The 22400-nt window shown below is 35.6% G+C and carries 15 protein-coding genes and 4 pseudogenes; 14 read left to right on the top strand and 5 right to left on the bottom strand.

Going from position 1 to position 22400, the window contains the following annotated elements:
- Positions 1 to 42: 42 nt before the first annotated feature.
- A pseudogene (locus AADV52_RS01040) lies at positions 43 to 2633 on the bottom strand (YfhO family protein).
- 90 nt (positions 2634 to 2723) lie between these two features.
- Between AADV52_RS01040 and AADV52_RS01045 the strand changes: the two are divergent.
- The 12 genes and pseudogenes from AADV52_RS01045 (at position 2724) to AADV52_RS01100 (ending at position 13864) form a co-directional block, all read left to right on the top strand.
- Positions 2724 to 4832 carry a peptidoglycan D,D-transpeptidase FtsI family protein gene (locus AADV52_RS01045; RefSeq protein ID WP_014918477.1) on the top strand — a complete coding sequence of 703 codons (2109 nt, stop codon included), beginning with the start codon at positions 2724 to 2726 and terminating at the stop codon, positions 4830 to 4832.
- Between the two features lie 76 nt (positions 4833 to 4908).
- Positions 4909 to 5058, top strand: a complete 150-nt coding sequence (gene rpmG, locus AADV52_RS01050; protein ID WP_003548272.1) for a 50S ribosomal protein L33 — start codon at positions 4909 to 4911, stop codon at positions 5056 to 5058.
- A 48-nt stretch (positions 5059 to 5106) separates the two neighbouring features.
- Complete coding sequence (locus AADV52_RS01055) at positions 5107 to 5667, top strand: 5-formyltetrahydrofolate cyclo-ligase (RefSeq protein ID WP_003627079.1); 561 nt, start codon at positions 5107 to 5109, stop codon at positions 5665 to 5667.
- Positions 5668 to 5687: 20 nt separating this feature from the next.
- Positions 5688 to 6368, top strand: coding sequence for a rhomboid family intramembrane serine protease (locus AADV52_RS01060; protein WP_014918479.1), 681 nt, complete (start codon positions 5688 to 5690; stop codon positions 6366 to 6368).
- Complete coding sequence (locus AADV52_RS01065) at positions 6369 to 6596, top strand: YqgQ family protein (protein WP_003627075.1); 228 nt, start codon at positions 6369 to 6371, stop codon at positions 6594 to 6596.
- Between the two features lie 58 nt (positions 6597 to 6654).
- A complete protein-coding gene (locus AADV52_RS01070; protein ID WP_014918480.1) occupies positions 6655 to 7056 on the top strand; it encodes a rhodanese-like domain-containing protein in 402 nt (133 codons plus the stop codon).
- A gap of 78 nt (positions 7057 to 7134) precedes the next feature.
- Positions 7135 to 8055 carry a tRNA (adenosine(37)-N6)-dimethylallyltransferase MiaA gene (miaA, locus tag AADV52_RS01075; RefSeq protein WP_014918481.1) on the top strand — a complete coding sequence of 307 codons (921 nt, stop codon included), beginning with the start codon at positions 7135 to 7137 and terminating at the stop codon, positions 8053 to 8055.
- A pseudogene (locus AADV52_RS01080) lies at positions 8048 to 9293 on the top strand (aminotransferase class I/II-fold pyridoxal phosphate-dependent enzyme). The gene miaA and the pseudogene AADV52_RS01080 overlap by 8 nt, the downstream one beginning before the upstream one ends.
- Positions 9294 to 9421: 128 nt before the next feature.
- Positions 9422 to 10759: a type I glutamate--ammonia ligase gene (gene glnA / locus AADV52_RS01085; RefSeq protein WP_014918482.1), complete on the top strand. Its 1338-nt coding sequence runs from the start codon at positions 9422 to 9424 to the stop codon at positions 10757 to 10759.
- Between the two features lie 252 nt (positions 10760 to 11011).
- Positions 11012 to 11731 carry a hypothetical protein gene (locus AADV52_RS01090; RefSeq protein WP_014918483.1) on the top strand — a complete coding sequence of 240 codons (720 nt, stop codon included), beginning with the start codon at positions 11012 to 11014 and terminating at the stop codon, positions 11729 to 11731.
- Positions 11732 to 11868: 137 nt separating this feature from the next.
- Positions 11869 to 12774 carry an ABC transporter gene (locus AADV52_RS01095; protein ID WP_107775365.1) on the top strand — a complete coding sequence of 302 codons (906 nt, stop codon included), beginning with the start codon at positions 11869 to 11871 and terminating at the stop codon, positions 12772 to 12774.
- Between the two features lie 100 nt (positions 12775 to 12874).
- Positions 12875 to 13864, top strand: a complete 990-nt coding sequence (locus AADV52_RS01100; RefSeq protein WP_014918485.1) for a hypothetical protein — start codon at positions 12875 to 12877, stop codon at positions 13862 to 13864.
- A 66-nt stretch (positions 13865 to 13930) separates the two neighbouring features.
- On the opposite strand, the pseudogene AADV52_RS01105 reads toward AADV52_RS01100, so the two are convergent.
- Positions 13931 to 15320 (bottom strand): annotated as a pseudogene (locus AADV52_RS01105) (IS3 family transposase).
- A 260-nt stretch (positions 15321 to 15580) separates the two neighbouring features.
- Here AADV52_RS01105 and AADV52_RS01110 point away from each other — a divergent pair.
- Positions 15581 to 16810: pseudogene (locus AADV52_RS01110) on the top strand (IS110 family transposase).
- A gap of 271 nt (positions 16811 to 17081) precedes the next feature.
- Here AADV52_RS01110 and galE read toward each other — a convergent pair.
- The 3 genes from galE to AADV52_RS01125 all read right to left on the bottom strand — a co-directional run bounded on the left by galE (position 17082) and on the right by AADV52_RS01125 (position 21005).
- Positions 17082 to 18074, bottom strand: coding sequence for a UDP-glucose 4-epimerase GalE (gene galE, locus AADV52_RS01115; RefSeq protein ID WP_003627059.1), 993 nt, complete (start codon positions 18072 to 18074; stop codon positions 17082 to 17084).
- A 104-nt stretch (positions 18075 to 18178) separates the two neighbouring features.
- A complete protein-coding gene (locus AADV52_RS01120) occupies positions 18179 to 19135 on the bottom strand; it encodes a beta-galactosidase small subunit (protein ID WP_014563268.1) in 957 nt (318 codons plus the stop codon).
- On the bottom strand, positions 19119 to 21005 hold the full coding sequence (locus AADV52_RS01125; RefSeq protein ID WP_014563269.1) for a glycoside hydrolase family 2 TIM barrel-domain containing protein: 1887 nt from the start codon (positions 21003 to 21005) through the stop codon (positions 19119 to 19121). The genes AADV52_RS01120 and AADV52_RS01125 overlap by 17 nt, the downstream gene beginning before the upstream one ends.
- 226 nt (positions 21006 to 21231) lie before the next feature.
- On the opposite strand from AADV52_RS01125, the gene AADV52_RS01130 reads away from it, so the two are divergent.
- Complete coding sequence (locus tag AADV52_RS01130; protein ID WP_014563270.1) at positions 21232 to 22239, top strand: LacI family DNA-binding transcriptional regulator; 1008 nt, start codon at positions 21232 to 21234, stop codon at positions 22237 to 22239.
- The last annotated feature ends 161 nt before the right edge of the window (positions 22240 to 22400 follow it).

The raw sequence follows: 22400 nt of genomic DNA on the forward strand, positions 1-22400 counted from the left end.
TATTATAGGTCTAGTATTATTTCTTGATGTTAGCGTTAACACTTATATTTTGTTTATTTTTATAAAAATTAATACGGATATTAAGCTGATTATCAAACCGATTATGAAAATCCATGGAATATAAATTAAAGTTATTTGATGGTTGCCTTGATTAAGATTGAAATTCAAAAAAGCATCAGCAAATAAAATTTTGTTCTTTCGAAGGATTTTTCCATTATCAAGTACTAACCAGTTAAAACTGTTGGGAATAGTAGATTTCATAGTCATTTTTTTATTTGTAGAAAAATGATTGGATTTAAGTACTAGGGCAGACTGCTGAGTAAACTGCGGTTGATTTTGCTTAAATGAACGCATTTCCTGAACTAATTTTGGGGTGTCTAAACGCCATAAATTTGCAGCATTTAAATCCAAGTTGTCTTTTTTCAAAGTGATTTCAATTTGAATGCGTTGTCCCCGTTGTCGACTTCCTAAATTGATTAGTCGAGTATTGGAGTCACGCACTGTAAGATTAATGTAGCTACCATTAATGTACATATCAATAGCATTGTCATCAATATCACCAGGAAGTTCAAGATAATATGATGAATTCGTCTGCGGTCTAAGGTTGAAGATTAAGCGAGCTTCCTGATTCTTTTTCTTCTTGGAATATTGCATCCAGCCACCATCCCAACTTGAGACATTAATCTTTTTAGGATCAGGCCAAATTACATGATGAAAAAGATTGATATTTCTACCAGTTGCAGCCTGTAAAAGTTGAGTTTGATTTTTAGTAATATTAGTAGGATCAAATTTTACTTTTCTGGTAGTAGTCGGTGATAAAAATAAGAGCGGCAGTGCAGAACTATTTTTCATCAGAATTAATTGGTTAAATCGCTTTTGTAAATGATAGTCACCGACATCAATTCTCTGATTTTTATTGTCATACTTCATTTGCTGCTTATTTTTAAGAGAAGTGATTTCTTCGTTAGGAAGAATATAATATTTAATCCCAAAGAGGTCGTCAGTGATTGGAGTCCCACCAAAATTAGTATAAGAATTGCTATTATTAAGGAAGCCTAAATTATTTAATAATGACAATACATGCTGGTTAGAAATGGAATTAAAGTTGCTGAGGCCATAATAATTAGCGCTGAATGGATCATCGTCAGAGCGATAAAAGCTTTTCTCCGTTCGGTATAATCCTTTGTCGTGTTTAGCCTCATAGTTAGTAACTTGTGTAGTATTTTTGGCAAAATTTTGATAATCGTAGTTCTTTTGATATGCTAAATTTCCTAATGATAAAACGAGGTTAATTACTAACTCTAATTCGATGATTAAATAAAAGAAGGCAGATGCGTAGTTGTTTTTATTATAAATAAAAGCGACAAATAATAATCCTAGAGCTAAAAAAGCACCTGTAGCAATTTGAGCGGTTTCGTTTAAGAAATCAAATGATTGATCATTAAATGTGACAAAAAGGATCAGTCCTAAAGCAATAAGCGCTAATGGTGCTATTTGCCATAATTTAACATTTTCTTGCTGGTTTAATGCAGTAATTGCTAAGTTTAAAGCTAAGAAGATCAAGACAAAACTAAAGCGACCAGGATACCAAACAGGAAATTGGCCTAGATGCCATAATAAAACTAGTGGTGTCCAAAATAATGAAGCAATTAAAAATAAGAGCAATAAGCCATTAGCTAGCTTGGGTTTCCAATTAATTTTTTTGCTTAGAAAATAAAAAAAGTTAGCAATAAAAATGGGAGAGGGATGAAGATGTTTGGCATCCCTTCTTGCATTTCGTGAAAATTGTAAGCACCGTCAGCTAACTTTGCTATTTGATTATATGGAACAAATTGAAATCCCCATGACCAATTTGCGGAAGAAGCAACCTTCCCTTGCAACATCTCTACAAAAACTGGTAATAGCATAAAAGCATCTAAAAAAGAGCCTAAAATACTTTTTGCTAGATATGATTTAAAAATAGTCCATTGGTTTTTTTTATTAAAAGAGAAAATTTTAGTCAGTAAATATAGAAAGCCGAATGCTAGTGCCATAAATGCAGTGTAAAAGTTGGTAAACCATAACAGAAATGTGATTAAAACTAAATGGTTCTTCTTTTGCATTAAAATATGATCAATTTCGTTAATTAAAAGAGGCAAAAGTATTACTGAATCTAACCACATTAAGTTGAAGTGGTTGGCGATAACATATCCAGATAATGCGTAGGCGCTACTTGTAGCTAAGGCATAGAAAGGCTTAGCTGTTTTTTGCTGCCAGTAGTAATAACTAGTTAGACCACCCGCAGCGATTTTTAATCCAATAATTACTAAAATGACTTGAGCCAAGAAATTCTGTGGGAATAAAAATAATAATAGATTAAATGGACTGAAAAGATAATAGGCGTCCGTAGCTAGCATTGATCCACCTAGGCCATTTGAAAAAGAATAAATTAGACGAAGGGGATGTGAGAATAAGTTGTGTCTCAAAAAAGCTAAAAAATCAACATATTGTTGACCTAGGTCTACTGTTAAAACGCCATTTTTTGTATAGAAGAAGTAGCTGAAGAAAATCAAACCAGGTAAAATAAAACTTAATAAAAAAAGAAGATTTTTTTTAGTAGTAAATAATTTATGGATATTAAAATAATTATTCATCTTAAAATTTAGCTAAGCTCCGTTCTCAATCGTAGAATTAACGTTCAGTTTTTGTTAAAATACATACAGTTTTAGTGAGGGACGATATACGTGGATTATTTTAGAAAAAATAGTGGGACTGGTTCAAATAAGCAGTCTTCTACTCCAATAAGAATGCGAATCATTGTAGGGGTTATTCTTGTGCTTTTTGCGATGTTGATCGGACAACTAGCTTATTTACAGCTGGTATATGGATCTCGCTTTAAAGCAGAAGTACAACAATCTGATTCGACAGTTGTTTCAAATCAAGTGCCTCGTGGTGTGATGTATGATGCTAAAGGACATGTATTGGTAGGGAATAAGGCTACTAATGCGATCACCTATACTAAGAGTGCATCAACCACTACGACGCAGATATATCAAATTTCGAATGCATTAAGCAACTACATTAAGATTACAGATGAAAAGCCGACAAAGCAAATGGTTGCTGATTATTATTTAGCAGATGGTGATAACAATACCAAGATTACAGCTAAATTGCCTAAATCAGCTAAAGTAGATGCAAATGGTAACAAGAAAACTAATTCTGAGGTTTACCAAGCAGCGATTGCTTATGTTGAGAAACTGAATCCTAAGTTAACTGAAAAGCAAAAAACAGCGGCATTGATCTTTAATAAGATTTCAGGTGCTTATACTTTATCAACTATTTATATCAAAAATAAAGGTTTAACCGATAAGGAAATCGCTCAAGTAGGTGAACACCTATCAGAATTGCCAGGTGTTGGTATCGGAACCGATTGGCAAAGATCATATCCAAACGGTTCTTCTATCCAAAGTATTATTGGTTCAGTTTCTACTGAAAAATCTGGATTGCCTAGTGACAACTTGCAATACTATTTGAGAAATGGCTATTCTCGTAATGATCGAGTAGGTACTTCATATCTAGAAGAAGAATATGAGCCTCTATTAAAGGGAACTAAGTCAACCAGCAAGGTAACTACTAAGTCTAACGGTAATATTCAACAGACTAAGACTGTTTATGATGGGCAGGCTGGTGCCAGCTTAATGTTGACAATTGACGCTAAGTATCAAAAAGAAGTTCAAGCATCTTTGAAGCAAATTTATAGTTCAGCTATTGGTGCAGGAGCAGCTCGTTATTCTAATGGTGCCTATGCTATTGCAATGAATCCAAATACTGGTGCATTGTTAGCAGTGGCTGGGCTTAATCGTAATACGAATACAGGCAAGGTAACCGATAATGCTTTAGGTGTAATTAATCAATCATTCGTTATGGGATCCGTAGTTAAGGGTGCTACAGTTTCTGGTGGTTTGATTAATAAGGTTATTACTCCTACTAACAATACTTTGCCTGATACGCCAATCTATCTTCCAGGTTCACCAGTTAAGAAATCTGTATATCCAGTCGGAACTTTCAGTTCATTGGATGCTGAGACTGCCTTGGAAGTTTCAAGTAACATTTACATGATGCACTTAGCTATGAATTGGGTTGGCGCAAAATATGTACCTAAGACTTACATCCATATGCCAGACACTGCTTTTAATACTTTAAGAAGAAACTTTGCAATGTTTGGTCTAGGTCAAAAGACTGGTGTTGACCTTCCTGGTGAAGTTGCCGGAATTGAAGGTAAATCTTTCAATTCAAAAGGAAATATTCTTTCTGGTTCAGTACTTGACTTGGCTTATGGTAACTATGATGCTTATACGCCAATTCAGCTTGTTCAATATGTATCTACGATTGCTAATGGTGGTTATAGAATGCAGCCATATATTGTGCAGTCTGTTGGTAAGACAGGCAAAGACGGAAAGAAGATTTATATTAACTACAATAAGAAACCTAATGTTCAACAGTCTATTCCATGGACTTCAGATGAATTGAACGTAGTTAGAGAAGGTTTCTGGCGTGTAGTACATGGTACTAACGGCTGGGGTACTGCTCACTACTTGAAGGATGTTAAGCCATCAGTTTCAGGTAAAACTGGTACTGCTCAAACTTTCTACTATGATGCTGAACACCCTAATAGAAAGCATAATATTGAGTTGATTAACGCTACTTTCATTGGGTATGCTCCATCTAAAAATCCAAAACTAGCAGTAGCTGTAGTGTTCCCAGGACTTGATCCAGACATGGAAGGGAAGTATACTTTGCAGGTAGCTAAAGCAATGATTCAGGATTATTTTAAACTTCATTCAACAAAATAAATAATTAACACTGGTCAAATTGTTTGAAAAATGCTATTCTAGTACAGTCAGAATAAAAGTGTAGGTGGTGAAAAAAATGGCAGATAACATCATTTTAGAATGCACCGAATGTGGCGATAGAAGTTACTTATCTAAGAAGAACAAGCGTAAGCATCCGGAACGTTTATCTTTGAAGAAGTATTGCCCAGTTGAAAGACGCGCAACACTTCACCGTGAAACTAAGTAATAAATCAAAGTAGCAGGTTGTGTGCCTGCTATTTTTTATAGGCAAAAAATGAAAAAATCAGAATTAAGAAAAATACAAATCGAAAAATTAAAATGTTTTGCTAAAACTAAAGATAAAAAATTAGAAGATACAATTTTGCTTAAAAAGCTAATGGCAACAGATTTAATCAAAAATAGTCAGACTATTGGGATAACTGCTTCGTTGCCTTTAGAGATAGATACCTCTGAAATAATTGCCCATCTGTGGGATGAGGGCAAGGAAGTATATTTAGCTAAAGCTGAGAACGATCAAAATCATACTTTAAATTTTTTGCATTACACATATATGAGTAAATTAAAAAAATCTAGTTTTGGCGTAGAAGAAATTGTTGATACAGATGCCAAGATTAATAATCACTTAGACTTAGTGATCGTTCCTGGATTAGCATTTGCACAGGATTCCCATGTTCGCTTAGGCTTTGGCGGTGGATATTATGATCGATTTTTGGCAAAATATAATCCTACAACTGTGTCATTAGTAAACTCTAAGATGCAATTTCAACATGCTGAATGGCCAGTTGAAAAAACAGATGTGCCAGTTCAGACACTTATAACTACTGAAACATATTAATTACTTTAAGGGAGGCTGGAATGAAGCAAAAAATTAACTTCTTACAATCATTTGTGACTTTAGGAATTTTAATAGTTTTATTAATAGTCTTTTTAATTGAAGTCTTTTTAGGCGGTTCTGAGAATATTAATGTTTTAATGAAAATGGGAGCGATGAACAATTATGCAGTTGTCGCTGGTCATCAATGGTGGCGCTTATTTGCTGCTCAATTTTTGCATATTGGTGTCATGCATTTGGTTTCTAATGCCATTATCATTTATTACATGGGACAATATATGGAACCAATTATGGGACATGTCCGCTTTTTAGTTACGTACTTATTAGCCGGAATAGGTGGTAACCTATTTAGTTTGGCTTTTAGTTCCGATCGCGGCTTAAGTGCGGGGGCTTCAACAGCTTTATTTGGACTCTTTGGAGCGATGGTCGCTATCGGCTTGCGTAATCTACATAATCCGATGATTAGCTTTTTAGGAAGACAAGCTTTGGTTTTAGCATTGATTAACCTAGCACTTGATATTTTTGTACCTGGTATTGATATTTGGGGTCATATCGGTGGCTTAATAACTGGTTTCTTATTGGCTATCATCTTGGGCGATCGCGTAATGCGGACATGTAATACTAAATGGCGCGTTTTAGCGGGAGCTGTTTTGATTGTTTATATAGTATGGACTGTTAGAACAGGAATGGTTATTAGCTTTTAAATGAAGACTTTATATGATGTACAACAACTTTTAGAAAAATATGGTATTTTGGTTCATGTTGGCAAAAGAATCTGGGATATTGAGTTGATGGCACTTGAACTTGATAATATCAATAAAGCTGGTTTGATTGATCAACACGATTACATGATAGCGAAATTAATTTTACGAAGAGAACACAGAATTGAAGAATTAAAAGAGAAAGATAAAAAGAAAAAGGATAGCAAGTAAATTAGTTTAGCTGTATCATTATATTTGTAAGTTTTTATGGAAGGGCAGATTAAGGTCAATGTCGAGTTTTTTAATTATCTTAGATTTAGTTCTATTAGCCATTATTTTGGTCTTTGTAGGTATTTGGGGATGGAATAAATTCCAAGCCAAGTCTATGGGCGGCGAATTGACTAACGAAGAATTTAAGGCAGGCATGCGCAAGGCACAAATTATCGATCTGCGTGAAAAAGAACCATTTAAGCGCAAGCATATTGATGGTGCCCGTAACTTGCCATATACAATGCTTAAATATCAATATAATAAACTTAGAAGTGATTTGCCAGTTTATCTTTACTCAGATTCAAACACAATTACTTTAAGAGCTGCCCGTTTCTTGAAGAAGAAGGGCTTTGTTTCAATCCACTGGCTTAAAGGTGGTTTTGAAACTTGGGACGGTAGAACTAAGAAGTCTAAATATTAATAAAAGAAGACACATTTAGAGCTGTAGTAGCCTAAATGTGCTTTTTTGTATCAAAAATTAAATTGAAAAGATGATGATATGAAAAAAGTATTAGCAATAGTAGGGCCTACTGCAATTGGTAAAACTGATTTAGCAATTTCCTTGGCAAAAAAACTAAATGGTGAGATTGTCTCTGGAGATTCTATGCAAGTTTACCATGAAGTAGAGGTGGGCACAGCTAAAGCAACTAAAGAAGAGCAAGCAGAAGTTAAACATTATTTAGTTGACACAAGATCGGTATTTGATGAGTATTCTGTCAAGGACTTTGTGGATGAAGCAACTGAAGCAATTAACGATATTGGGGAGAAAAATAAGTTGCCCATTTTGGCTGGGGGAACAGGCTTTTATGTTAATGCACTGTTGAATAAGATGCAGTTGGGTGAAAGAAAAGAAGAAGACAGCGGAACTTCTCAAAAATGGGAAGATTATTTAAAACAAAATGGTCCACAAAAATTATGGGACATTTTGAATGAAAAAGATCCTGAAGCTGCTAAAAAAATTCCAGTTCCTAATTCTCGCAGAACAATGCGGGCATTAACGGTAATTGATCGAACTGGTAAAAAGTTCTCACAACAGCAAAAAAAGATTGAACCTAGATATGATTATTTAATCATTGGTTTAAATTCTGATAGGCAAGAAATTTATTGCCGCATTAATTTACGAGTTGATCGAATGATGCAAAAGGGAATGCTAGAAGAAGCAAAATTTATTTATCAAAATAGAGATAAAGAACATCAGGTGTTGCAAGCTATCGCATATAAAGAGTTTTTCCCTTATTTTGAAGGTGAGAAGACTTTAAATGAGTGTGTTGAACAATTGAAAACCGCGTCTAGGCGTTATGCTAAAAGACAACTTACTTATTTCAGAAATCAATTACCGGTTAATTGGTTTGATCCACTGAATGACCCTGACTATGAAGACAAAATTATTAAAAATGTAGAGGCATGGAAGAATGAATAATATCCCAGATGAATTGCAAAAAAATAGTAAAAGAAGTAGATAAACAGATAGCTCCTAAATTGGCTGAAATTGAGGATCAGATCGTTTATAACCAAGTAAAGGCATTACAAGCATTTCAAGATAATAGTGTGGCAGAAGCTGATTTAAACGGCGCTACGGGTTATGGTGATGACGATATTGGCCGTGACAAATTAGATCGAATTTATGCGCAAGTTTTTGATGCAGAAGATGCATTAGTGCGTCCTCAATTTGTTTCGGGTACGCATACTTTGTTTACAGCATTAAATGGCAATTTAAAATATGGTGATACTTTAACTTATTTAACGGGATGCCATATGATACTTTGCAAAAAGTAATTGGCTTGACGGATGATAAGCGCGGTACTTTAGCTGAAAAAGGCGTGAAGTTTTCATATGTTCCGCTGAAAGACAATTTGGTTGATTATGATGAAGCTGAAAAGATTTTGCGTCGCGATCAACCTAAAGTTGTAGCTATTCAACGTTCACGTGGTTATTCAACACGTAAAACTTTTACCATTGATCAAATCAAAGAAATGATTGCTTTTGTCAAAAAGGTTAGTCCGCAAAGTATTGTCTTTATCGATAATTGTTACGGTGAATTTTCTGAAAAGCATGAAGCAACGGAATATGGCGCAGATCTAATGGCTGGTTCTTTAATAAAAAATGCTGGTGGTGGTCTTGCCAAGATGGGCGGTTATATTGTCGGTAAAAAGGATTTAGTAGAGAATGCTCGACTCGTGCTGACTGCTCCAGGCTGCACTGATGAAGGTGCAACGATCGGCAATTTGCATGATTTTTAAGGGCTTCTTCTTGGCTCCTAATGTAACCGGAATGGCTGAAAAAGGCATGATTTTTGCGGCCGCATTGTTTGCCAAGATGGGAATGAATGTCACTCCTGCGTGGGATGAAAAGCGTAGCGATATTATTGAGACAATCATCTTTAATGATCCTGACAAGATGATTAAATTTGTCCAAGAAGTACAGAAAAATTCTCCAATTGACTCTTTCGTTACACTAGAAGCAGTTCCAATGGAAGGGTATGAAGATAAAATTATTATGGCATCTGGAAACTTTGTATCAGGCTCAACTATTGAGTTTTCTGCAGATGGTCCAGTTAGACCACCTTATGCAGTTTATATGCAAGGCGGCTTAACTTATGCACATGACAAAGTGGCTGTTATTAACGCGGTAAGGGATAAATTTTTAAATCAAAAATAAATAAAAATTACTAGACCAATTTGACATTTGCAAATTGGTCTGCTATTGTATTAGACAGTTCTAGGAGATAAAAATAAATCATAGGACTATATCAATTTAATATTTTTGTTTTTATAGGTGGATAAACTATGAGTAAACAATATACTGCAGAAGAAATTAGAAAAGAAGTTGAAGACAAGGATGTTAGATTTTTACGTCTTTGCTTTACTGATATTAATGGTACTGAAAAGGCTGTTGAAGTGCCTAAGAGCCAATTAGACAAAGTTTTAAACAATGATATTCGTTTTGATGGTTCTTCAATTGATGGCTTTGTTCGTCTTGAAGAAAGTGACATGGTTTTATATCCTGACTTTTCAACTTGGACAGTTTTACCTTGGGGCGATGAACACGGTGGTAAGATCGGTCGTTTGATTTGTTCAGTTCATACAACTGATGGCAAGCCTTTTGCAGGTGACCCAAGAAACAACTTAAAGCGTGTTGTTGGTCAAATGAAGGATGCAGGTTTTGACACATTTGATATTGGTTTTGAAATGGAATTTCACCTTTTCAAATTAGATGAAAATGGCAATTGGACTACTGAAGTTCCAGATCATGCATCTTACTTTGACATGACTTCAGATGATGAAGGTGCAAGATGCCGTAGAGAGATTGTTGAAACTCTTGAAGGCATTGGCTTTGAAGTTGAAGCAGCTCACCACGAAGTGGGTGACGGTCAACAAGAAATTGACTTTAGATTCGATGATGCTTTGACTACTGCTGATAGATGCCAAACCTTCAAGATGGTTGCTCGTCAAATTGCTAGAAAGCACGGTTTGTTTGCTACATTTATGGCTAAGCCTGTTGAAGGCCAAGCTGGTAATGGTATGCACAATAATATGTCACTCTTTAAGGGTAAGCATAACGTCTTCTACGATGAAAATGGTGAATTCCACCTTTCAGATACTGCACTTTACTTCTTGAATGGTATTTTGGAACACGCTCGTGCAATTACTGCAATTGGTAACCCAACTGTTAACTCATACAAGCGTTTGATTCCAGGTTTTGAAGCTCCTGTATACATTGCATGGGCTGCTAAGAACCGTTCACCACTTGTACGTATTCCTAGTGCTAGTGAAATTAACACTCGTTTGGAAATGCGTTCAGCTGATCCAACTGCTAACCCATACCTTTTGCTTGCTGCATGTTTGACTGCAGGTCTTAACGGTATCAAGGAACAAAAGATGCCAATGAAGCCAGTTGAAGAAAACATCTTTGAAATGACTGAAGAAGAAAGAGCAGAACATGGCATCAAGCCATTACCAACTACTCTTCACAATGCTATTAAGGCATTTAAGAAAGATGATTTAATTAAGTCTGCTTTAGGCGATCACTTAACTCATAGCTTTATTGAATCTAAGGAATTAGAATGGTCTAAGTATTCACAATCAGTTTCAGATTGGGAACGTCAACGTTACATGAACTGGTAAAATAGTTAATTAAATGGAATCCTCATAGTTTGAAGCTATGAGGATTTTTTGTTGTATAATCAAAAATAGACGTTTCGATTATAGCAATGGAGAAAAAAGTTGAATAAGAAAATTAAAGTTGGGTTAATTACTTGTTGTAGTTTGCTGCTTTTGACAGGATGCAGTCCTGTTAGTCATAAAACGCATCATCAAGAAAAGAAAATATCTGTAGTCAAAAGTCATTCTTCTAAGAAAACAGTAAATTAAGATGGAGTGAGATTATCTGCAAAGCTTACTCCTAAAGAGAATGCAAGTGCCAATAAGCAAAATAGTGAAGCATGTTATACATTAGATAATGAGCAGATTTTTATCTATGATAACCAAACCAAGTTGGGATCAACTACGATAGATAAAATGTTTAAATATTTGAATACGCATAATAGTGCTGGTCTTGTTAAAAGAATAGCCAACGATGTAGATCTAGGTACAAATGATGATAATTCAAATAGCTCTAATACTACTAAAATAGCAGGCGATAGAGGGTTAGATAATGCACCTGAAGAGATGTTAGGAACTTGGTATTCATACGATAATCATGAAAAAGCAACCGTAACTTTTACTGATCATACTATTGAAGAAACAGAAAATGGGCATACGGTTACGACAGAACTTCATAAGATGAAACCTGATCGTGATCGCGGCGAAGATAAAGCTTATTGGGCTAAAACCAAGCACTGTGCAACTATCTCTAAGTTTAAAATGCCCGAAAGTAAGCCGAAGGATAATAAGCTGTACTACAACATCTATGGTTGGAATGAAACGGCTGGTGATGGTGAGTTTTATGCTGTTCATACAGAAGAAGGCCAGCCTGTATTAATATCAGCTGGAGGTGCCGGTGTATGGACCGATGCGGTATATTGGAAGACACCAGAGTTAGCTCAAAAATATGCCGGAAAGAAGTTTCATGACTTACATTATCGAGAAATGAATTAATTTTATAAAAAAGCCTTAATGAATTAACAAAATCAGTTTTGTAATGTAAAATGCTATATAATATAAAAGCTAATTAGTATCCCTAATTCATTTAGGGGTATTTTTGTATTATCAGGAAGAATGTTGAAAGTATTGCAATGAGTAAAAAAATATTAACATTGATTTTTTTAATAGCTACGGTTCTAAATCTTAGTGCTTGTAGTCAAAATTCCGCTCAGTATAATAAAAATGTCGACAACAATACTCAAAGGCAAGTTTCAAAGAAATTAACTGCTAATAATTTAACCAAGACATCACAAGCTAGTGCGATTACAATGTATGCAGCCATGAATTATAAAGGAAAATGGCAAGATGCATACAAACAAGCAACTAAAAAACACCTAAGCATCAGCATTAAAAGCAGAACAGGTTTTAGTCGGATTTTTAAAGGACAAGGCTATATTTATCAGATCAGTGGCAACGGAAAAGAACAGAACACTTTCTACACATTGAAGAAAAATAAAGTCTCGTTTTTTAACCATAAAAAGAAAATAGCCACTGTTAGTTTGAGTTCGATTTTGGCTTATTTAAATGATCATCAAAAATTTGAAGAAGTTAAAAAATTAGCTGCTAATACTGTGGTAGGTGCTCGAATCACTTCGGATAAATATGGAGTTAAAGGGGATGCTGGTTTAGCCTTTATCCCTAAAAAGCTACGTGGTACTTGGCACAATAGGAGGGGCAAGAAGCTAGTAATTACAGCCCATACTATTGATGGTGAAGAAATTCATAGAATATCTGCTTCTAGTGTTACTACAGCATCTTTCCAGCAAACCAAGCATTGGGCTAGAGCTAGAATTGAGAATATTAATGGAGTCAACTGTTATCATGTTCAAAGTCTAGGTGCACAAAATTTTGGTTTATTGTATACTTTACAAAAAAATGGCAGAAATTTAGCAGTAGTAACTTATAGTGTGGATACTGGTGATTCCTTGAATTCATATTGGAAATCTACAGCAATTGCCAAAAATAATGTTAATGCTGAATTTAAAAGCTTAAAGTAAGTATAAGTTTTAGGAAATTTTTGCCTTAAAAGTTGGCATTTATTGTTTTTCATAATATCATTAGGAAAAGCAATAGAAATAAAGAAAAGGGGAAATTCTGTTGAAACATAAATTAACTGTATTGGTTGCAATTTCTGCTGCTTTAACTTTAGCGGGATGCAGTCAAACTACACAAAGCCATACACAATCATCACAATCTAAGACAAGTAAAGTTGCTAAAAATTCAAGTGATAATTCTAATACTTCAACAGCTAGTTCCAAGAATAAGGATACGTATACTAAGTTATCTGCAAGCAAGATGGATTATAAAACCACTGCTAGTGCTATTGCAGTTTATGCAGCACAAAAGTACGGTGACACTTGGGAGATCGCCGTTAATGCAGCTAAACAAGGTAATTTAGGTGTAGCATTTAGAAGCAAAGACGCTACAGGCATTACTTCTGATAATGATGGTTATGTTTATGAAGTCAGTGGTACTGGCAAGAGTAGCAATGCGCGCTACATGTTAGCAGGCGATGGTGCTGACAAGCAAGTTACTATTTTCGTTAAACAACGTAATTTAGGCACAACTAGTTTAAAGGATATTGTTGCTTACCTTAACCAAAAGAATGATGCTGATTTAGTAAAGCAATTAGCTGAAAAGACACAATTGAATGTTAAATTAGCAGGTGATGAGGATACACAAAAGACTACTAATAATAGTAGTGCTAGCGTAATTCCTTCATCACTTCAAGGAACTTGGTACACTGCTGATACAGGTAATGGCAATATTGATACTTTAACTGTAACTGATAATAAGATTAATGATGAAGCTGGTTTTAGCATGAATGTTAAAGCTAAAAACAGCGGTTCAAGCACCTCAGATGGCTATATGAAACAAACTACTATTAATGGTATTAGTTTCTATAGTTTTACTAATATGGGCCAAACTCCAGGACAAGGTAGCACCTACTTAGCACCACATACTGAAGATGGTCAAAGTGTGATTGTTTCAGCTAATTCAAATGGTCGCACTAATGCTGTTTACTGGAAGAGCGAAGCTCTTGCAAAGAAGAATTCTAATAAGCAATTTAGCGATTTGAAGTATTAGATTATAAATATTGAAAAAGACGTCGATTATTGTAGTGGCCCTCATTTTTCGGACACTTTGTTGATATTATGCGGTTAAGGACTTATTCCGATATTCTATCGGAGTAAGTTCTTTTAGTTTGTTTTTGGTTCTCTCTGTATTGTAATCGTTTATATTTTCTGATAGCTTGTTCTAATTCGTCAAGCGAGTCATATTTATTCTCCTGACCATAGAACATTTCTCGTTTAAGAATGCCAAAGAAGCCCTCCATTAAGCCATCATCTGGAGAGCAGCCTTTCCTAGACATGCTTTGTTCAATGCCTCGAATAGCTAACTCGTGTTGGTAAGCCTTGTGCTGGTATTGCCAGCCTCGATCTGTATGAAAGATTAAACCATTTAATGCTTGATTAGTTTTAAAAGCATCGTTCAACATCGACATCACCTGTTTCAGATTAGGATGACGAGAAATATTATAAGCAACTGTATCACGTCCACAGCCATCAATAATAGGCGATAAATAAAGTTTCTTACCTTTAAGATTGAATTCAGTAATATCGGTATACCATTTCATATTTGGTCTTAAAGCAAAGAATTTGCGTTTAATTATGTCTGGCTTGATTCTGCCTTTAATATCTTCTTGATAGCTGCTATATGGATGTCTACGCTTCATTACATAACCATACAGATCCATTTTGCGCATTAAACGATTAACTGTTTTGCGATTAATTTGATAGCCTTCACGATGCAAGATATGCGTAATACGGCGATAACCTGGGGCAACATAGCGATTCTTAATCTCATCATAGATTTCCTGAATACGCGCCATCACATCGCCATGATTAACCTGGTCTTTGTCATCACGAGTATAAGCATCGTAGTAATTACTGCGTGAAATGTGTGGCAGATCTTCATTGGTATTAATAATCTCGATGATCTTCTTCACAGCGAGCCCCAATTCATGCCTCAATTCGGTAATAGCTTGTGCTATTTCTGTTTTGGTTGGCTCTTTCTTTTTTTAACCAAGGCATCCAATTTTTTTATATATGCGTTTTCGACAGTAAGCTTTAAATTCTGGCTACGCAGCTTGGCGTTTTCTTGCTTGAGCCGCTCTAATTCGTTCAGCTTTTTCTTGCTCATGGGTTCGTCGTCCTTTCTTCTTGATAACGACATTATTCTTTGTAAGAGCGAATCCAATTGCCTAACATACCTCTGCTAGCTAAGCCTAAATCAAGCGCTACAGCGTTAATTGCTTCATTTCCTAAAGCACTCTTTTAATTGCCTGCTCTTTAAATTCCTTAGAATAATGTGCATAAGATTTATCAAGAATAGACAAGCCATGCATTTTAATTAAGCTTACTAAATAATTTATATTGGCTATATTTACTCCATATTTTTTGTTTAAGTAAGTACCACGTTTATCTTCTAAAGTCCATTCTTCAAAAATATGAATTTTATCTTGTTTGGTTAATTTGGACATAATAAACATTCTAAGCTAAATAGTGAATTGATTATCCGACGGGATAATTGATTCACTATTTTTATTCTCTTGTAGAATTGAGATAGCAGTAAAACAATATGCCTTCGGGGGTTTAGACACGTGATGTCGTATAATAAACTGGCAGTTTTGCATAGGAATTTGGCAATCTCTTCGAAGAATGTGGGCACCTAGATGTCGAGTTTAGAAAATTAGATCCGAGTTCTTAAGCAAAAATGTTTTACTGCTGGATTGGGAGGCTAATGATGAAAGTTGTATTCGGTATTGATGTAAGCAAGTCTGCTTCAACAGTGTGTGAATTAATCGGTGAAAGCAAGAATGAGTTTGAGATTACCAATGATCGGCCAGGCTTCTTGCAGCTATTAAAAGAATTGCATGTATTTGCCATTCATCCACAAATTATCTTTGAAGCAACCGGCGTTTATTCGCGCAGACTACAGACCTTTCTTGAAGATTATGGCTACGATTATATCATTCTTAATCCGTTAAAGGCCAAGAAAGAAATGGATCAGGGATTACGCCACAACAAGACTGACCGCAATGATGCTTATCACTTAGCACTAATTTAAAAACTTTATCATCATCCAGTTAATCAATTGCAGGCTGAAGAATATCATCAGCTCAATGCTTTAAGCAGGTTCTATGATCAATTAACCTCAGATTTGATAATGGCTAAGAATCGTCTTCACCAGGCACTGCAGTCGACTTTTCCTGAAATTGAGACTTTATTTAGTAATTCTAAAGGCAATAATTATTGGCAGATAATTAAGCAATATCCACATTGCGAAAGTATTCTTGAATCTGACAAGGAGCAGATTGTTCGCTGGCTGCTTACGTTAAAAGGCTTTGGCAACAAGCACGCACAAAAAACTGCCAAGAAACTTTTAGAATTGGCTCATAAAAGCTATCCTGTTGTCGAAAATGGTAGCGTTGAAACAAAACAAGCAAGATACTATGCAGATCGTCTGCTCGTATTAAGCAGTCAAAGGGAAAGGATAATCAATCAAATGACAGCTTTAGCTAAAAAGCTGCCAAATAGAGATCTTGAAATACTTGAAAGCATTCCTGGATTTGCTCAAACTACTGCAGTCAGAGTGTTAGCAGAGTTAGGCGATATGCGCAGATTCAGTAATCCCAATAAGATTAATGCGTTTATCGGTATTGATCCGGGAAGATACCAGTCAGGTGAAATGGATTCAAGCTTAAGTATTACTAAGCATGGCAATGCCGTAGCCAGAAAGATTCTCTATCGGGCCATTGGACAGATAGACAATGCAGCTAAAACCAACCCATGCCATATTGCCGACTATTATGAAAGCAAAAAGCGATCTTCTCAAACCAAAGGATTCAAGAAAATCGCTATTGCTTCAATTCATAAACTGATCAGAACCATATATGCCCTGATCCAAAACGACCAATTATATGATTACAGCGTAGCCACACATAACCAAAAAGACTTTTGCCGTAATTAATTGATCTAAAGACATTATACCCCAGCCTATTAAAGAAAAGCATAATTAATAGGCTTATTTGTCATAGATTTAATTCTTAAATAAATTGCCCCTCAAATACTAAAAGATAAAAATCAAGGTAAAAAACAAAGCCAAGTACCTAATGATACTTGACTTTACGTAGAAAAACCCCCGAGATTCGTGTCCGAATTTCGAGGGTCACTACATTTGATAGCGTGTTTTTTAGATAATAGAAATAGTTTAAACAGCGTGTTGTATAGAAATAATAATCTTACTTATCTTCGTAGCCCTTTGGGTGACTCTTGTGCCACTTCCAAGCAGTTGCAATTACATCATCAACGTTTTCATGCTTTGGCTTCCAGCCTAAAACAGTTCTTGCCTTAGTTGAGTCAGCAACAAGTGAGTCAGGATCGCCGCCACGACGTGGTCCCATAGTATAAGGAATGTCGATACCGGTAACCTTCTTAGCACTTTCCAAAATTTCAAGGTTTGAGTAACCATGTGCAGTACCCAAGTTGAAGACATCTGACTTATTGGTCTTCATCATGTGCTTCAATGCCAAAATGTGAGCATCGATCAAGTCTTCTACTTGAACGTAGTCACGGACATTAGTACCGTCTTTAGTGTCATAATCATCGCCGAAGATAGTGAACTTGCCGTCACCAGAAATAGCACTCTTTAAAATATTTGGAATCAAGTGAGTTTCTGGAGCATGGTCTTCACCGATTGAACCGTCGCTTGAAGCACCAGCAACATTGAAGTAACGAAGAGCAGTGTACTTAATGCCGTCAGCCTTATCTGCCCAAGCCATGATCTTTTCCATCATCATCTTGGTTTCGCCGTATGGGTTGATAGGGTTAAGTGGGGTGTCTTCAGTGATTGGCAACTTCTTAGGAATACCGTAAGTTGCGGCAGAACTTGAGAAGACTAAGTACTTAACGTTGGCATCATTCATAGCTTGTAATAATGAGATCATGCCAGTAACGTTATTGTCGTAATACTTAAGAGGCTTTTTAACTGATTCTGGAACAAGTGAGTAAGCTGCAAAGTGCATTACAGCGTCAATCTTTTCGTCGCGCAAAATCTTTGATACTAAGAAGGTATCTTCGATATCACCTTGATAAAACTTTGCCTTAGGATCAACAGCTTTTCTGTGACCGGTATATAAAGCATCTAAGACAACTACGTCGTTGCCTTCCTTAACTAATTCACGAACAGCATGTGAGCCGATATAGCCCGCACCACCGATAACTAAAACTTTCATGTGTAGTAAACTCCTTTAACAGTTATTAGCTTTTACTGAAATCGATTACATTATAACGCACAATTTAGTAACTGATTTACTAATTACAATAAAATATTTAAAAATTAATTTAGAATAAATGAAAATTCATGATCTAACTCTGGATTAATGTGATAAGCACTTTCAACATCAGTGCCCCAGCTGTCAATTCCTCCAACGCCGCGAACTGCACCTGCAATTACTAACACGGTTCTGCGAACAAGTGGTAGTTCTTCAATGTGAGTAGCGTTCTCAAGCTCCTCAGCAGTATAAGGCAAACAACTGAAATTAAATGGTTTTTCTGCTTGTTGAATTGAGAGACTGAACTTTTCATTTGTACGATCTACATTATTTTGTGTGGTTTCACGATTAATGGTTAACTTCTTAGTTTGCATGTGCATTCCATTTTCCTGCGGAACCAAATACTCGGTAACTGGCAAACCATCGATATGGAATTTACCTTCTTTAGCTCCAGCCATTCTATCAGGATAAGTTTCACCGGATAAACCTTCATAATCAAATCCTGTAGCAGCCGTTGGCATAATCAATCGAATACCAATTACAGGCAGGGGTGGTAATCCCTTCTTACCATAATAACGCATTGTAACCTTAATGTGACCGACATCATCAATATTATAGATGATTTTTGCATTTGTTGCAGGAGTAGTTAAAGTTTGATAGGTAAATGAAATTTCAGCACTTTTTGCATACTCGTGATTGCTAAATTTGTTGTTAAAGGGCGCAATAGGCAGTTCGGCAAAGTCATGTCCGTCTACTTTTAAATGGATATCAGTACATTTAGTAAACATATCAGCTCCGAGCCATTGAGCTGCCTTTAGATTAAATCCACTGCCTCGGTCGTTATCTGTAGTTGCTCGCCAAAAAGTAGGAGTAGGTACACGATAAAGCCATTCCTTGCCGTGTACTTTTAACGATTCAAGTCCGCCGCGTTCATAACTAAAGATGTATTGAAAATCTTTGCCATTAACGCCAAATGTGGCATCCCCATAAATGATATGCAATTGATTATTTGTGTAATCCATAATAGTATCTCACTTCCTGCATAGCTGGTTTTGGTGTTCTATCTGCGAACATTAAACCATCGCCAGAAAATTCATAATCTGAATGACGATCATCAAAATCGCCGCCATAACGCAAAACATCATGTCCACTAATTTCATCATGAACCAATAATGCCTGATCGATAAAGTCCCAGATAAATCCACCGAAGTATTGAGGGTATTTATCAAGTAATTTGATATATGAACCCATGCCGCCGTCAGAATTGCCCATGTCATGCATATATTCGCATTCCATAAATGGCTTTGGTGGATCATTTTGCAAGTATTCTTCAACCTTTTTAGGTGGTAAATACATACAGCTTTCAACATCTGAAATTTTATCTTTTAATTCGGGACGGTGCACTACGCCTTCATAGTGAACTAAGCGTGTATCATCGTGAGATTTGTAAAATTCATTCATTGCGATGATGTTGTCTCCAGCATAGGATTCGTTGCCAAGTGACCAAAAGAGAATAGAGGTGTGATTCTTGAAAGTCTCGTAGTTATTGCGTGCTCGATCAATCACTGCTTCTTTCCATTGCGGAATCGAACCTGGTACATTGTCAGAAGGTTCAATCTTTCCCATTTTTTGCCAAGTACCATGTGATTCAAGGTTATTCTCGGCCATGACATAAATGCCATTTTGATCGCAAAGATAATACCACGGAATTTGGTTTGGGTAGTGACATGTTCTAACAGCATTAATATTATTTTCTTTAAAAGTATTAATGTCAGTTGTCATATCACTCATTGTTATGCTGCGACCACGTTTTGCATCCCATTCATGTCGGTTAACTCCATTGATAATTAAACGCTTGCCATTTAACAAAACAACTTTTTCTGGACTAATTTCAATTCTCCTAAAGCCAAATTGGAAAGGAATCAGCTCTAGCAAGTTTTGTTGTTCATCATAAACTTCAATTAGAAGCTGATAAAGATATGGATCATGGTTATTCCAAAGATGCACGTTTTCGAATTTTTCATTATTAATTTGAACGTTCTCTTTGATATCTTCATTTTTCTCCAGAAGAGTATGCCCCTTAATATCTTTGACTAATAAATGGAATGAACCGGCTTTTTTACCAATAAAATGAAGCTTAAGGTTGAAGATGCCATCTTGATAATTATCTGCAACTCGTGGTTTCAAATCCATGTCCATTAAGTGGGTAGCGGGGATACCTAGTAGTTCAACTGAGCGGAAGATGCCAGAGAAGCGGAACATGTCTTGGTCTTCTAGCCAAGATGCAGTACTGTGTTTAAAAACTTCTACTGCTAAAAGATTATCTTTGTCTTGAATATATGGCGTTAAATCAAATTCTGAAGGAGTAAAGCTGTCTTCCGCATAGCCCACAAAATGCCCGTTTAACCATACATACATTGCTTGTTCGACGCCTTCAAATTTAATATGAACATCTTTTCCAATTAAGGCTGAGCTTAAATCAAATCGCTTCAAGTATGAACCGACTGTGTTATCTGCGCCTTTGCTAAATGAGCCTTCTTCATGATCATTAGGATCTAAAGCGTAAGCTGGGCGGCGGAAGATTTTGCCTTCCCAAGGAAAGAGGACATTAATATATTGATTTTGAGTATAGTTGCTCAATTCGATTTCACTTGGAACTGGGATCGAATCAAAATTTGAAGAATCAAAATCACGCTGATAAAAATCTTGTGGACGATCCATAGGATTAGCGGAAAAATGAAATTTCCATTTTCCATTTAAACTTTGTTGATAGCTACTGTGTTGCTTTTGCCACTCGCGATAATCTCTAAAAAAGGGATGATCACTGTGTGCGGGCAATTGATTGACCCTGAATACCTCAGGATTATCTAGCCAATTGATATTTGCTTGCATAATATGACCTCATTTCTATTAAAATATATTTCGAAAGCGCTTTTATTATAGCATGTAAATAAACAATTTATTAGTACTAATAAAGAATTTATTTACAATATTTAATAAGATTTACTTGCTATAAAGACTGAATACATGCAGATAATAGAACCTTTATTTATTGGAATTTAGTAAATATTTTGTATAATAAAGAAAGAGAATTTATAAAAATAGAAAAGAAATAATTATGAGAACAATTAAAGAAATTGCGCTGGAATCAGGCTATTCTCCAGCGACAGTATCACGTTTATTAAATAATGATCCTAATTTGTCTATTACTGCAGATACCAAAAATAAAATTTTGGAGATTGCTAATAAATTGGGCTATTGGGAAGATCATCAAGAAAAGAAAATCAAGCCCACAATTGCTTTACTTTATCGAGTAAATCATAAGGAACAATTGCAGGATGAGTATTTCACTTCGTTGAAACAAGCATTAGTTTCAACTGTAGAGCGAGATGCGCTGAAGATGAAAACCTTTTATGACATAGAAGATTTAATCAAGAACGCTTCTTTGTTCCAAGGATTTATTGGAGTAGGGGCGGAGCCAATTGAAAACGCCCAGTTGGTTAAGCTGCATAAAGTTTTGCCTAATGGTGTTTTTGTTGATACCAATCCAGCTCCCGAATTATTTGATTCAATTCGCCCTAATCTGCCTTTTACGGTTAAAAATGCTATTGATTTGTTTATCAAAAATGGCATTAACAAGATCGGTTTTATCGGTGGCGTTGGCCCTAAGCATGACCATATTCAGGAAAACGATTTGCGTTCAATTACATTTGTTGAATACATGAAAACTAGAGGCATGGATACTAAATGGACATGCGTTGAAGGACCGGTTAGCGTTGAAAATGGTTATAAATTGGGAAAAATGGTTTTGGCTAAATACAAAAATGATTTACCTGAAGCATTTTTAATTGCATCTGATACTTTAGCCGTTGGCGTTTTACAAGCCTTTAACGAAGAAAACGTAAATGTACCAAAAGATACTAAGATCTTAAGTATTAATAATAGCAATGTGGTTAAGTATGTTTCACCACCACTTTCTTCGTTCAACATTAATCAACAAGAAATGATTGATATGGCACTTGATACTTTGACTCATTTGATTATTCGTCCAGATCGACCAAAGATTGATATCCGGATGAACACTAATTTGGTAGTACGAAAAAGCTTCGTTCCCCAAGAAAAGTAAATTTTTTAGTAAAGAAAAATATTTTTTGATAGAAAATAAAAAAGAGAATGTGAACAGCTCACATTCTCTTTTTATTTGCTTTGCAAGTAAACCATTTAGTAATAATAAATAAAGGATTTACTTAGTTAACAAAAGAGCGTATATCGCTTTCATGCAAACGC

It is taken from the genome of Lactobacillus helveticus, assembly GCF_046109915.1.
Classification (GTDB): domain Bacteria; phylum Bacillota; class Bacilli; order Lactobacillales; family Lactobacillaceae; genus Lactobacillus; species Lactobacillus helveticus.

What these genes read in the sequence shown, in the direction of transcription:
- rpmG (WP_003548272.1), top strand. Translation starts at nt 4,909, where the DNA reads ATGGCAGATAACATCATTTTAGAATGCACCGAATGTGGCGATAGAAGT.
- AADV52_RS01055 (WP_003627079.1), top strand. Translation starts at nt 5,107, where the DNA reads ATGAAAAAATCAGAATTAAGAAAAATACAAATCGAAAAATTAAAATGT.
- AADV52_RS01060 (WP_014918479.1), top strand. Translation starts at nt 5,688, where the DNA reads ATGAAGCAAAAAATTAACTTCTTACAATCATTTGTGACTTTAGGAATT.
- AADV52_RS01065 (WP_003627075.1), top strand. Translation starts at nt 6,369, where the DNA reads ATGAAGACTTTATATGATGTACAACAACTTTTAGAAAAATATGGTATT.
- AADV52_RS01070 (WP_014918480.1), top strand. Translation starts at nt 6,655, where the DNA reads ATGTCGAGTTTTTTAATTATCTTAGATTTAGTTCTATTAGCCATTATT.
- miaA (WP_014918481.1), top strand. Translation starts at nt 7,135, where the DNA reads ATGAAAAAAGTATTAGCAATAGTAGGGCCTACTGCAATTGGTAAAACT.
- glnA (WP_014918482.1), top strand. Translation starts at nt 9,422, where the DNA reads ATGAGTAAACAATATACTGCAGAAGAAATTAGAAAAGAAGTTGAAGAC.
- AADV52_RS01095 (WP_107775365.1), top strand. Translation starts at nt 11,869, where the DNA reads ATGAGTAAAAAAATATTAACATTGATTTTTTTAATAGCTACGGTTCTA.
- galE (WP_003627059.1), bottom strand. Translation starts at nt 18,074, where the DNA reads ATGAAAGTTTTAGTTATCGGTGGTGCGGGCTATATCGGCTCACATGCT.
- AADV52_RS01120 (WP_014563268.1), bottom strand. Translation starts at nt 19,135, where the DNA reads ATGGATTACACAAATAATCAATTGCATATCATTTATGGGGATGCCACA.
- AADV52_RS01125 (WP_014563269.1), bottom strand. Translation starts at nt 21,005, where the DNA reads ATGCAAGCAAATATCAATTGGCTAGATAATCCTGAGGTATTCAGGGTC.
- AADV52_RS01130 (WP_014563270.1), top strand. Translation starts at nt 21,232, where the DNA reads ATGAGAACAATTAAAGAAATTGCGCTGGAATCAGGCTATTCTCCAGCG.